This window comes from Duganella aceris, assembly GCF_011090165.1.
GTDB classification, from domain to species: Bacteria; Pseudomonadota; Gammaproteobacteria; order Burkholderiales; family Burkholderiaceae_D; genus Rugamonas; species Rugamonas aceris.
Genome location: NZ_JAADJT010000001.1, coordinates 1,006,330 through 1,018,145 on the forward strand (window position 1 = coordinate 1,006,330; position 11,816 = coordinate 1,018,145).

The 11,816-nt window shown below is 66.2% G+C and carries 13 protein-coding genes; 8 read left to right on the plus strand and 5 right to left on the minus strand.

Annotated elements, in window-relative coordinates; translation table 11 throughout:
* Window positions 1-41: 41 nt before the first annotated feature.
* From GW587_RS04450 to GW587_RS04470, 5 genes are all read left to right on the plus strand, one after another.
* Window positions 42-1,220: an acetyl-CoA C-acetyltransferase gene (locus GW587_RS04450; RefSeq protein ID WP_166098960.1), complete on the plus strand. Its 1,179-nt coding sequence runs from the start codon at window positions 42-44 to the stop codon at window positions 1,218-1,220.
* A 76-nt stretch (window positions 1,221-1,296) separates the two neighbouring features.
* Window positions 1,297-2,037, plus strand: a complete 741-nt coding sequence (gene phbB / locus GW587_RS04455; protein WP_166098962.1) for an acetoacetyl-CoA reductase — start codon at window positions 1,297-1,299, stop codon at window positions 2,035-2,037.
* 96 nt (window positions 2,038-2,133) lie between these two features.
* Entirely contained in the window at window positions 2,134-3,090 is a 957-nt protein-coding gene (gene pip, locus GW587_RS04460) for a prolyl aminopeptidase (protein ID WP_166098966.1), read from the plus strand.
* A 117-nt stretch (window positions 3,091-3,207) separates the two neighbouring features.
* Complete coding sequence (locus GW587_RS04465; protein WP_166098969.1) at window positions 3,208-3,651, plus strand: DUF2721 domain-containing protein; 444 nt, start codon at window positions 3,208-3,210, stop codon at window positions 3,649-3,651.
* Window positions 3,652-3,669: 18 nt separating this feature from the next.
* Window positions 3,670-4,122 (plus strand): hypothetical protein, encoded by a 453-nt coding sequence (locus tag GW587_RS04470; protein ID WP_166098971.1) that lies wholly within the window; start codon window positions 3,670-3,672, stop codon window positions 4,120-4,122.
* A 1-nt stretch (window position 4,123) separates the two neighbouring features.
* Here GW587_RS04470 and GW587_RS04475 read toward each other — a convergent pair whose 3' ends face one another.
* On the minus strand, window positions 4,124-4,723 hold the full coding sequence (locus GW587_RS04475; RefSeq protein WP_166098974.1) for an SRPBCC family protein: 600 nt from the start codon (window positions 4,721-4,723) through the stop codon (window positions 4,124-4,126).
* Window positions 4,724-4,798: 75 nt separating this feature from the next.
* On the opposite strand from GW587_RS04475, the gene GW587_RS04480 reads away from it, so the two are divergent.
* A complete protein-coding gene (locus tag GW587_RS04480) occupies window positions 4,799-6,838 on the plus strand; it encodes an NADPH-dependent 2,4-dienoyl-CoA reductase (RefSeq protein WP_166098975.1) in 2,040 nt (679 codons plus the stop codon).
* 119 nt (window positions 6,839-6,957) lie between these two features.
* Here the strand turns inward: GW587_RS04480 and GW587_RS04485 are convergent, their stop codons facing one another.
* Together GW587_RS04485 and pdxR are read right to left on the minus strand one after the other, a co-directional pair.
* On the minus strand, window positions 6,958-8,679 hold the full coding sequence (locus GW587_RS04485; RefSeq protein WP_166098977.1) for a cation:proton antiporter domain-containing protein: 1,722 nt from the start codon (window positions 8,677-8,679) through the stop codon (window positions 6,958-6,960).
* Window positions 8,680-8,735: 56 nt separating this feature from the next.
* Complete coding sequence (gene pdxR / locus GW587_RS04490; protein WP_166098979.1) at window positions 8,736-10,154, minus strand: MocR-like pyridoxine biosynthesis transcription factor PdxR; 1,419 nt, start codon at window positions 10,152-10,154, stop codon at window positions 8,736-8,738.
* An 85-nt stretch (window positions 10,155-10,239) separates the two neighbouring features.
* Between pdxR and GW587_RS04495 the strand changes: the two genes are divergently transcribed.
* Together GW587_RS04495 and GW587_RS04500 are read left to right on the plus strand one after the other, a co-directional pair.
* The gene (locus GW587_RS04495) at window positions 10,240-10,695 is read left to right on the plus strand and encodes a GNAT family N-acetyltransferase (RefSeq protein WP_166098981.1); all 456 of its coding nucleotides are present in this window, start codon (window positions 10,240-10,242) and stop codon (window positions 10,693-10,695) included.
* Window positions 10,692-11,303, plus strand: a complete 612-nt coding sequence (locus GW587_RS04500) for an FMN-dependent NADH-azoreductase (RefSeq protein WP_166098983.1) — start codon at window positions 10,692-10,694, stop codon at window positions 11,301-11,303. The genes GW587_RS04495 and GW587_RS04500 overlap by 4 nt, the downstream gene beginning before the upstream one ends.
* Window positions 11,304-11,306: 3 nt before the next feature.
* Here GW587_RS04500 and GW587_RS31155 read toward each other — a convergent pair whose 3' ends face one another.
* Window positions 11,307-11,465: a type II toxin-antitoxin system RelE/ParE family toxin gene (locus tag GW587_RS31155; protein ID WP_166099175.1), complete on the minus strand. Its 159-nt coding sequence runs from the start codon at window positions 11,463-11,465 to the stop codon at window positions 11,307-11,309.
* A 9-nt stretch (window positions 11,466-11,474) separates the two neighbouring features.
* Window positions 11,475-11,816 (minus strand): transposase (locus GW587_RS04510; RefSeq protein WP_166098985.1); only part of this gene is annotated, 342 nt, incomplete at its 5' end.

The window sequence follows — 11,816 nt, forward strand, 5'->3', positions numbered from 1 at the left end:
GCTAAACTAAGCCGGCACGGTCCGGCGCATTGGAGAATCACATGGATGATGTAGTTATCGTGGCCGCTGGCCGTACCGGTGTGGGTAAATTCGGCGGCAGCCTGGCCAAGACCCCGGCGTCCGAACTGGGCGCGCATGTCATCAAGGGCCTGCTGGCGAAGACCGGCATCGATCCCAACCTGATCAGCGAAGCCATCCTCGGCCAGGTGCTGACCGCCGGCGTCGGCCAGAACCCGGCGCGCCAGGCCGTCATCAAGGCCGGCTTGCCGAACACCATACCCGGTTTCACCATCAACCACGTCTGCGGTAGCGGTTTGAAAGCCACCCACCTGGCGGCGCAGGCGATTAAATGCGGCGACGCACAAATCGTCATCGCGGGCGGCCAGGAGAACATGAGCGCCGCGCCGCACGTGATGAACGGTTCGCGCGACGGCTTCCGCATGGGCGACATCAAGATGACCGATAGCATGATCGTCGACGGCCTGTGGGACGCGTTCAACCAGTACCACATGGGCACCACGGCGGAAAACGTGGCGAAAAAATACGACATCTCGCGCACCGAGCAGGACGAATTCGCGCTGAATTCGCAGCTGAAGGCCGAGGCCGCGCAAAAAGCCGGCAAGTTCAAGGATGAGATCCTGCCGCTGGAAATCGTGCAGAAAAAGGGCAGCATCGTGTTCGACAGCGATGAATACATCAAGCCGGGTTCGACCATCGAAGGCCTGGCCGGCCTGCGTCCGGCCTTTGCCAAGGACGGCTCGGTCACCGCCGGCAACGCCTCCGGCCTGAACGACGGCGCCGCCGCCGTCATCATGATGTCGGCCACCCAGGCCAAGGAGCTGGGCCTGCCGGTGCTGGCCAAGATCAAGGCCTACGCCTCGTCCGGCCTGGATCCCGCCTTCATGGGCATGGGCCCGGTCTCGGCCACCCGCCTGTGCCTGAAGAAGGCCGGCTGGACCCCGGACGACCTGGACCTGCTGGAAGTCAATGAAGCCTTCGCCGCGCAAGCGGTGGCGGTCAACAAGGAAATGGGCTGGGATACCAGCAAGATCAACGTCAATGGCGGCGCGATCGCCATCGGCCACCCGATCGGCGCGTCCGGCGCCCGCATCCTGGTCACGCTGATCCACGAAATGATCCGTCGCGACGCGAAAAAAGGCCTGGCCTCGCTGTGCATCGGCGGCGGCATGGGCGTGGCGCTGGCGATCGAGCGCGCGTAAGCAAGGTTGGTACGGCGCCGGGCACAGATCCGGCGCCGTTGCATGAGTTCAATGTTCATTAAAAGAGGGGACGAAAATGGCTAGAGTTGCGTTAGTAACCGGTGGTATGGGTGGTCTGGGCGAAGCGGTGTGTTTCAAGCTGTCGGCGCTGGGCTATTGCGTAGTCACCACGTATTCCCCTGGCAATCCGAAGGTCGAGCAATGGTTGGCCACTACCCGTGACCAAGGTTTCAACTTCCGCGCCTATCCGTGCGACGTGTCGGACTACGATTCGGCCGCCGCCTGCATCGCCGCGATCGAAAAAGAGATTGGCCCGGTCGATGTGCTGGTCAACAACGCCGGCATCACGCGCGACATGACCTTCAAGAAGATGGACAAGCCGAACTGGGACGCCGTCATGGCCACCAACCTGGATTCCGTGTTCAATATGACCAAGCCGGTGTGCGACGGCATGGTGGAGCGCGGCTGGGGCCGGATCATCAACATCTCGTCGGTCAACGGCCAGAAGGGCGCTTTCGGCCAGACCAACTACTCGGCGGCCAAGGCCGGCATGCACGGCTTCACCAAGGCGCTGGCGCTGGAAGTGGCGCGCAAGGGCGTGACCGTCAACACCATCTCGCCGGGCTACATCGGCACCAAGATGGTGCGCGAAATCCCTCAGGAAGTGCTCGACACCAAGATCATTCCGCAAATTCCGATGGCGCGCCTGGGCAAGCCGGAAGAAGTCGCGGGCCTGGTGGCCTACCTGGCGTCGGACGAGGCGGCCTTCGTCACCGGCTCCAACATCGCCATCAACGGCGGCCAGCACATGTCGTAATCGCGGCGCTGGCGCACCGCAAAGCCGGGATCGTTCGCGATCCCGGCTTTTTTTTCGTACAATCCATTATTGCTCTTCAAGTTTTCAAGGCCCGCCATGTTCGACCCATCCTCCCCGCTGTTCCCGCCCATCGCGCCATCCCGGCACGGCATGCTGGCGGTCGACGACCTGCACACCATCTATTGGGAGGAAGTCGGCAATCCGGACGGTATCCCGGTGGTGTTCCTGCACGGCGGCCCCGGCGCCGGCCTGTCGCCGGCGCACCGGCGCTTCTTCGATCCCGAGCAGTACCGCGTGATCCTGTTCGACCAGCGCGGCGCCGGCAAGTCGACGCCGCTGGGCGAGTGCCGCAACAACACCACGCAGCTGCTGGTCGAGGACATCGAGCGCTTGCGCGCGTTGTTCGAGATCGAGCAGTGGCTGGTGTTCGGCGGCTCGTGGGGGTCGACGCTGGCGCTGGCCTACGGCCAGGCGCATCCCGAGCGCTGCCTCGGCTTCGTCCTGCGCGGCATCTTCCTCTGCACGCAAACGGAAATCGACTGGTTCCTCGACGGCGCCAGGTGGTTCCATCCGGAGGTGCACGCCGAGTTCGTCGCGCCGATCCCGGAGGCGGAGCGCGGCGACCTGCTGCAAGCCTACGTCCGCCGCATCATGAGCGACGATCCGGCGGTGCACTGGCCGGCGGTGCGCGCCTGGAGCCGCTTCGAGGGCCGCCGCGTGTTCCTGCTGCCGCAGGCGGAGGACCCGCCGTCGGACGCGCTGGACCTCGGCGTCGGCCGGCTCGAGTCGCACTACATGGCCAACCTCGGCTTCTTCGGCGACGACCAGCTGATCCGCGACATCGGCCGCATCGCCCACCTGCCGGCGGTGATCGTGCAGGGCCGCTACGACGTGATCTGCCCGCCGGTGTCGGCATGGCGGCTGCAGCAGGCGTGGCCCGGTTCGGTGATGCACGTGATCCCGGACGCCGGCCACGGCGCGATGGAAAGCGGCATCGCGGCGGCGCTGGTGGCGGCCACCGAACGCTTCAAGCGCAGCCGCACGTTTGCCTAGCGCGCGCCTGCGCCCGGCCGGGAAAACGGCCCGCCGGCGGCGCGGGCTGCTACACTACGGCTTACACCGCAATATCAGCCCAGAGAGACCGGCATTAAACCCAGCTTATACGCATTCATGAACATTCAGATCGGCGACATCGGCCACATCATTCAACTGGCGATCGCGCCGGTGTTCCTGCTGACCGGCGTGTGCACCAATCTGCTGGTGCTGACCAACCGCCTGGCGCGCATCATCGACCGTTCGCGGGTGCTGGAGGACCGGCTCGACATCGGCTACAGCGATGTCTACCTGAACGAGCTCGATGTGCTGTACCGGCGCTCGCACCTGATCAACACCGCGATCACGTTGTCGACCGCCTGCGGCCTGCTGATCTGCCTGGTGATCGCGATGCTGTTCCTGGGCGATATCACCAATCTCTCGCTGGACAAGTACATCGCCGGCATGTTCGTGGCGGCGATGCTGTGCCTGATCGGCAGCTTCTGCTTCCTGCTGCGTGAAATTTTCATCGCCTCGGCGGCGATGCGCTCGCACCGACACGTGCGGCGGCCGCTGAAATAACCTGTAAAGACTAGCATCATGCACGACTACCAACGCCCTCCGACCCTGCACCGCTACGGCGTGCGCGAAGACCTGGAACTGGCGCTGACCCAGGGCCAATTCATCCTGACGCCCGCCTCCAGCTGCCTGACGCTGAGCTTTTCCAAGGCCTGGGACCGCAAGCTGTTCGAGCTGTTCAACGCCGACAGCTGCCTGGTGATCCACAACAGCGAGGAATTCGGCGAGCGCCTGCACCGCGCGGTGCAGCGCACCTTGCCCAGCTGGGCCGGCATCGACGGCGCGGTCGAGTACGGCGCCCGCGCGGCGCTGGGCGCGGCCTTCACCAAGACCCTGGCCGAAGCGCAGGAACAGGAATGGCAATTCGCCTGGCGCGCGATGCAGGCCAAGCTGAGTCTGAATCCGGTGCTGATCAAGATCGGCAGCCTGGAAAACTTCGCCGAGCTGCGCGACCGCGATACCTACCTGGCCTGATTCACTTGCCCGGCACGGCTTCGACGCGCGGCTCGTCGCGGCGGTCGAGCCGCGCCAGCACCGCGTTCATCATGCGCTGGATATCGCTGCGTATCATCTTGGAACCGAGGATGCCGGGCACGTAGAAGTTCGGGATCATCTTGCCGCTGTAGACGATGCGGGTGCCGCCGGTCTCGGGGACCGGGATCAATTCCCAATGCGATTCGTAGTGCTTCATGTCGCCCGAAATCAGCGTGATGTCGATCGACGACATCGGCTGCTCGGTGGCGCGCACGATCAGGTGGATGGCCTTGGACATGAACAGGAAGCGCGCGACGCCGAACTGTTCGAGGATCACTTCGTTACCGTTGCGTGACAGGACCCGGCACGACTCCATGTCCGGCACGAATTCGGCCATGCGTTCATAGCCGGTCAGGATGCGCCATACCTTCGGCAGTGGCGCCGCCACCGTGCCGGTGGCGTCCACTTCATACATGTGCATGGCGTCCACATCGACGCGGTTGACCGACACCTCCAGCTTGGGCAATTCAAGCCTAGGTGCTTGCGCCAACCCCGCTTGGGCGGTCACACCTAACAACAAAAACACAAGGAATCGCTTCATCTGTCCAGCGTAAGGGAAAGGATGGCAGAATACAAGAGCGGCACCTCACTGATACAAAATTCAACCTACATCATCATGACAAGCTACCCGCACCTGCTCGCCCCCCTTGATCTCGGTTTCACCACGCTGCGCAACCGCGTGGTGATGGGATCGATGCACACCGGTTTAGAGGACCGCTTCTACAACTACGGCAAGCTGGCCGCCTTCTACCGCGAGCGCGCGCGCGGCGGCGTGGGGCTGATCGTCACCGGGGGCATCTCGCCGAACCGCTCGGGATGGCTGCTGCCGTTCGGCGGCACGCTCAACTTCAAGGGCGACGTGTTCAACCACCGCAAGGTCACCGCCGCCGTGCACGAGGAGGGCGGCAAGATCCTGATGCAGATCCTGCACGCGGGCCGCTACGGCTATCAGCCGTTCGTGGTGTCGGCGTCGGACAAGAAGTCGCCGATCTCGCCGTTCAAGCCGCGCGCGCTGACCGAGGCCGGGATCGAAGCGACCATCCGCGACTACGCGCGCTGCGCGAAGCTGGCGCGCGACGCCGGCTACGACGGCGTCGAGGTGATGGGCAGCGAAGGGTATCTGATCAACCAGTTCCTGTGCGCGCGCACCAACCTGCGCACCGACCGCTGGGGCGGCGGCATCGAGAACCGCATGCGGCTGCCGGTGGAAATCGTCAAGCGCATCCGCGCCGAAGTGGGCGAGGACTTCATCATCATGTACCGCCATTCGCTGCTCGATCTGGTCGACGGCGGCAACACCTGGGACGACGTGGTAGCGGTGGCCAAGGCGCTGCAGCAGGCCGGCGTGTCGATCCTCAACACCGGCTACGGCTGGCACGAGGCGCGCGTGCCGACCATCGTCACCTCGGTGCCGCGCGGCGCCTTCGCCGGCCTGGCGGGGCGGCTGCGGCTGGAGGTGTCGATCCCGGTGGTGGCGTCGAACCGCATCAACATGCCGGCCGAGGCGGAAGGCATCCTGCAGCGCGGCGACGCCGACATGATTTCGATGGCGCGGCCGTTCCTGGCCGATGCGCATTTCGTGGTCAAGGCGGCGCAGGGCCGCGCCGATGAAATCAACACCTGCATCGGCTGCAACCAGGCCTGCCTGGACCACACCTTCTCCAACAAGCGCGCCAGCTGCCTGGTGAATCCGCGCGCCTGCCACGAGACGGAGCTGGTCTACAAACCGGCCGTCAAGCCGCGCCGCGTGGCGGTGGTCGGCGCCGGACCGGCGGGCTTGTCGGCGGCGACGGTGGCGGCCGAATGCGGCCACGAGGTGACGCTGTTCGATTCGGCCGACAGCGTCGGCGGCCAGTTCCAGATCGCGATGCAGGTGCCGGGCAAGGAGGAATTCGCCGAGACCATCCGCTACTTCCGGCGCAAGCTGGAACTGACCGGCGTGACGCTGAAGCTGGGCGTGCGCGCGACGCGCGAGCAGCTGCTGGCCGAAGGCTACGACGACGTGATCGTCGCCACCGGCATCAAGGTGCGCAAGCCGCCGATCGAAGGCATCGATCATCCGAAGGTGCTGTCGTATGTCGACGTCCTGCGCGACAAGAAGCCGGTGGGGAAGCGGGTGGCGATCATCGGCGCCGGCGGCATCGGTTTCGACATGGGCGAATTCCTGCTGCACGATCCGACGCATCCGCTGCCGCTGGCGCTGGATGTGTGGGCCAGGGAGTGGGGCGTCGGCATGAAGGGCGATACGGCGGGCGGGCTGGTGCCGGCGTCGCAGCCGGAGCCGGTGCGCCAGCTGTATCTGCTGCAGCGCAAGACCTCGAAGCCGGGCGCGGGCCTGGGCAAGACCTCGGGCTGGGTGCACCGCGCGGTATTGGCGCGCAACGGCGTGGTGATGCTGAGCGGCGTGCAGTACGACCGCATCGACGACCAGGGTTTGCACATCACCGTCGGCGGCGAGCAGCGCCTGCTGGCGGTGGATAACGTGGTGGTGTGCGCGGGCCAGGACAGCCTGACCGAGTTGATGCCGTCGGAGGAAGAGGTGAAGGCGAATGCATCGTGGCCGCGCTTCCACAAGATCGGCGGCGCCGCGCTGGCGGCGGAACTGGACGCCAAGCGCGCCATCAAGGAAGGCGCGGAGCTGGCGGTCAGTCTCTGACGCCCGGCCGGCCGCGCAGCCCTTGCCGCCGCGCCGCCCCGTCATCCCCGCGAAAGCGGGGATCCATACACCGCATGCCGGCCGGCGTTCTATGGGTTCCCGCCTGCGCGGGAACGACGTTAGTGGTGGCTGGCTTGTTTCACGTTCTCCAGCACGTATTCCGTCATGCCCTTGGCCAGCTCCTGCTCGCCCATGAAGATCTGCCCGGCGCGCTCGGAGCGCAGCAGGTCGGCTTCCTCGTCGCTGTGGGTGCGCACCACGGTCTTGATGTCCGGGTTGAGCGCGCGCGCGGTCTCGATCATCGCCCGCACGTGGAAGGTGTCCGGCGTCGCGATCACCAGCATGCTGGCGTGCGCGATGTGCGCCTGGATCAGCACCGCCGGCTCGCCGGCGTTGCCGGCCACGGCGTGCACGCCGTCCTTGCGCAGCTGATCGACCACTTCGCGGTTCTGCTCCGCCACCACGAAGGGAATGCCGCGCTCCTTCAGCGCGGCGGCGATGCGGCGGCCCACGCGGCCATACCCCACCAACACCACCTGGCCGCGCAGATGCTCGTGCGGCACCGACATCGGCAGCTCCGCCAGCGGATCGGCCGGACGCTCGAACTTGGCCGCCAGCGAAGGATTCTTCGACAACCAGCGCTCCAGCGGCTTGGTCACATGGAACACCACCGGATTGAGCGCGATCGAGATGATCGCGCCGGCCAGGATCAGGCTTTGTCCCTCGACCGGCATCATCTTCAGCGACAGCCCCAGCGCCGCCAGAATGAAGGAGAATTCGCCGATCTGCGCCAGGCTGGCCGACACCATCAGCGCGGTCTTGGCCGGGTAGCGCAGGATGATCACCAGCAGGAAGGCGGCCACCGATTTGCCGACCACGATGATGCCCACCACCGCCAGCAGCTTGAGCGGCTGCTCCAGGATGATGGCCGGCTCGAACAGCATGCCGACCGAGACGAAGAACAGCACCGCGAACGCGTCGCGCAGCGGCAGCGATTCCTCGGCGGCGCGGTGCGCCAGTTCGGATTCGCGCAGCACCATGCCGGCGAAGAAGGAGCCCAGCGCGAACGAGACGCCGAAGTAGTGGGTCGAGCCGTAGGCGATGCCGACGGCGGCGGCGATCACGCACAGCGTGAACAGCTCGCGCGAGCCGGTGCGCGCCACCTGCCACAGGATCCACGGGAACAGCTTGCGGCCGACCACCAGCATCAGCACGATGAAGGCGGCGACCTGGCCCAGCGTCAGCGCCAGCGTCTTCCACAGGTTGACGTCGCCGGCGGCCACCGGCGCGCCGTGCGCGTCGACCGAGACGCCGCCCAGCGAGCCGGCCAGCGCCGGCAGCAGCACCAGCACCAGCACCGTGACCAAGTCTTCGACCACCAGCCAGCCGACCGCGATGCGGCCGTTGAAGCTATCGAGTATGCCGCGTTCCTCCAGCGCCCGCAGCAGCACCACCGTGCTGGCCACCGACAGCGCCAGGCCGAACACCAGCCCGCCGCCGATGCTCCAGCCCCAGAAGTGGGCCAGCCCCATGCCGAGCGCGGTGGCGACCGCGATCTGCAATATCGCGCCGGGCAGCGCGACCTTGCGCACCTGCCATAGATCGTCGAGCGAGAAGTGCAGGCCGACCCCGAACATCATCAGCATCACGCCGATCTCGGCCAGCTGTCCGGCCAGCGCGGTATCGGCCACGAAGCCCGGCGTCGCCGGGCCGATGATGATGCCCGCAGCCAGATAGCCCACCAGCGCCGGTAGCCGCAGGCGCGTTGCAAGATAGCCGAACAGGAGGCCGAAACCCAGTGCGGCGGCGATGGTGGTGATCAGGCTGATATTGTGGGGCATGCGTACGGGGCTCCTGAGAGTGGGGTGGATGAACCCTAGCGTAGCACACTCCGGTTTCACAGCAAATGAACGATCCGCCTTCCCAGCTCGCGCGCGCGCTGCGGGGTGTCGATATTGGTGAAGCTCACCAGCAGCCCGGAGGCGGCGGGCGGCAGCAGCGTAAAGGCCGACAGCGCGTGCGCGCCCATGCCTTCGCGGTGCATGCGCGCCACCAGCGGTCGGTCGGTGTGGTGGCCCTGCATGCGCAGCACCATGTGCATGCCGCCCGGCTGCGGATCGATCTGGAAATGCTTGCCCAGCACCTCGGCCAGGCCGTCGGCGGCGATCTGGCGCCGCTCGGCGTACAGGCGCCGCATGCGCTGGATGTGGCGCGCGAAGTGGCCCTCGTTCATGAAGTCGGCGACGATGTTCTGCATCAGCGTCGGACCGCCGGCGGCGAAGGTCTGGGTGATCCGCTCGAAGCGCTCGACCTGCGCCGGCGGCACCACCAGGTAGGCCAGCCGCGCCGCCGGCATCAGCACCTTGCTGAAGGTGCCGGCGTACAGCACCCGGCCTTCGCGGTCCAGGCTTTGCAGCGCCGGCAGCGGGCGGCTGACGTAGCGGTATTCGCCGTCGTAGTCGTCCTCGACGATCCAGGCGCCGGCCTGCGCCGCCCAGTCCAGCAGCGCCAGGCGGCGCGGCAGCGACAGCGACACGCACAGCGGGCTTTGATGCGCCGGCGTGACCACGGCGGCCCTGGCGGCCGGCGCGGCGGCGATGCCATGCGCCACCTGCAAACCGTCGGCGTCGACCGGCACCGGCACGATCCGCATGCCGGCCTCGGTCAGCAGCGCGCCGGTGGGCGGGTAGCCGGGATCCTCGACCCAGACGTCGTCGCCGGGCCGCAGCAGCGCGCGCGTGACCAGTTCCATCGTGTTGCGGTAGCCGCTGGTGACGAACACCTGCGACGGCGCGCAGTCGATGCCGCGCGACAGTTGCAGATAGGTGGCGATGGCGGTGCGCAGCGCCGGCACGCCGGCGTAGGGCGGGTAGGCCATGTCGTCGGGCTGGGTGGCGCGCACCGAGCGCGCCGCCAGCCGCGCCCACACCTTGCGCGGGAAGGCGTCCAGCGCCGGCAGGCCCATCTGGAACGGCCGGCTGGCGGCGGTGGGGGAGCCGGGCAGCGCGCGTACCGGATCCCTGGCCGGCGCGGCCGGGGCCAGCGCCGCGTGGCGCAGCAGCGCCGGCGTGACGATGGTGCCGGCCTGGCCGCGCGTCTCGACGTAGCCTTCCGCCGTCAGCAGCGCGTAGGCCGATTCCACCGTGCCGCGCGCCAGGCCCAGTTCCAGCGCCAGCGCGCGCGCGGCGGGGATGCGCGCGCCCGGCTGCAACAGGCCGTCGGCGATGGCGCCGCGAAAGCGGGTGTAGATCTGCCGGTACAGTGGTTCCGCCGCGCCGGGGTCGAGTTGCAGGAAGTCTGGCTTGCTGGTTTTCATGGCCTACTCAGGATGTTGTTTCATGGCTCTGTGGATTGTGCCATAAAAGTTCTACACTGGCCTCATTCGAATTGAGGGCATGAACATGAACGACAAACTACACGGCACCGCCTTGCGCGAGGTGCAAACCGAGGCCGAACTGCGCGCCTGCTACCCGGTGATGAAGGAGCTGCGGCCGCATCTGCAGAACGAGGACGAATTCGTGGCACGCGTGACGCGCCAGAATGAACAGGGCTACCGCATCCTGGCGGCGTGGGAGCATGGCGAGGTGGTGGCGCTGGCCGGCTATCGGCTGCAGGAAAATCTGGTGTACGGCAAGTTCCTCTACGTCGACGACCTGATCGCCGGCGAAAAGCACCGCAGCCAGCGCTGGGGCTCGCAGTTGCTCACCCATTTGACCGGCTATGCGGAGCGCGCCGATTGCGTCAAACTGGTGCTCGACACCGCCCTCACCAACGGGCTGGGCCAGCGCTTCTATTTCCGCGAGGGCCTGCTGCCGGGCGCCCTGCGTTTCGGCAAACTTTTGAAGGAAGCGGCATGAACATCCTGCACATCACCAGCAGTTCCCGCGCCGGCGATTCGGCCAGTTACCAGTTGTCGCGCCACGTGGTCGAGCGTTTGCAGGCGCGCCATCCGCAGGCGCGGGTGGTGCCGCGCGACCTGTCGGAGACGCCGCTGCCGCATGTCGACGGCCAGTATTCCAGCGCCTTGAGCCGCGCCAGCGGCGGCGAGGCGCATGCGCAGGGGCTGTCGTCGCTGGCCTGGTCGGATCTGCTGATCGAGGAATTGAAGCAGGCCGACTGCATCGTCATCGGCGCGCCGATGCACAACTTCACGGTGCCGTCGGTGTTGAAGGCGTGGATCGACCACGTGGTGCGGATCGGCGTCACCTTCAACGCCACGCCGCACGGCAAGATCGGCACCTTGCCGGACCGGCCGGTGTACATCGCGGTCAGCTCCGGCGGCTACCGCACCGGCGAGCGCGCGCGCCAGCCCGACTTCTTCGAACCCTATCTGCGCGCGATCCTGGCGACGATAGGCCTGAAGAGCCTCAACTTCATCTCGGCCGAAGCCACCGTGATGGACCCGGAAGCGATGACGGCCGCATACGCGGCCGTCGAGAAAGAGCTGGACTTCGTCGTCGCTTAGCAGTCAAGCGGGCCGCTGTTCCCGGCTATGCCAGACACGGGTGATCAGGACGTCGCCGTTTTCCAGAATGAAGTAGCGCAGCATGTAGGCGCGCTTTCCGAACTTGGCCGGCCATTCGCGAAATTCCGCGTGTGGTGCGCCGAGATGAGGATTCTGGGTTATTTTTTAGGTTCATCGCGGATTACCGGGAAACGCGGCTTTGATCTTCATGAAGAAGAAATCAGAGTCGCGATAGCCGTAGGCCATGCGTTTCATGACCTTGATCCGGTTGTTGATGCCTTCGAGTTGGCCGGTGTGCATCGGCCAACGCATTCGGGCCAAGATACCTCTCCAGTACAATTTAAGGCGTTTGGCGAAGCGAACCAGTGGCTCAATGGCGCTGCTTATTGCCATGGCGTGCCACGCTCGCCAAGCAGTCCGCCAGCGCCGAGGATCTGTGGGCTGCCAGAGTTCCTTCAAGCTCGCCCTCATCACGTAGACCGTCATCAACGCTTGGTTTGCGGCCAACAATTC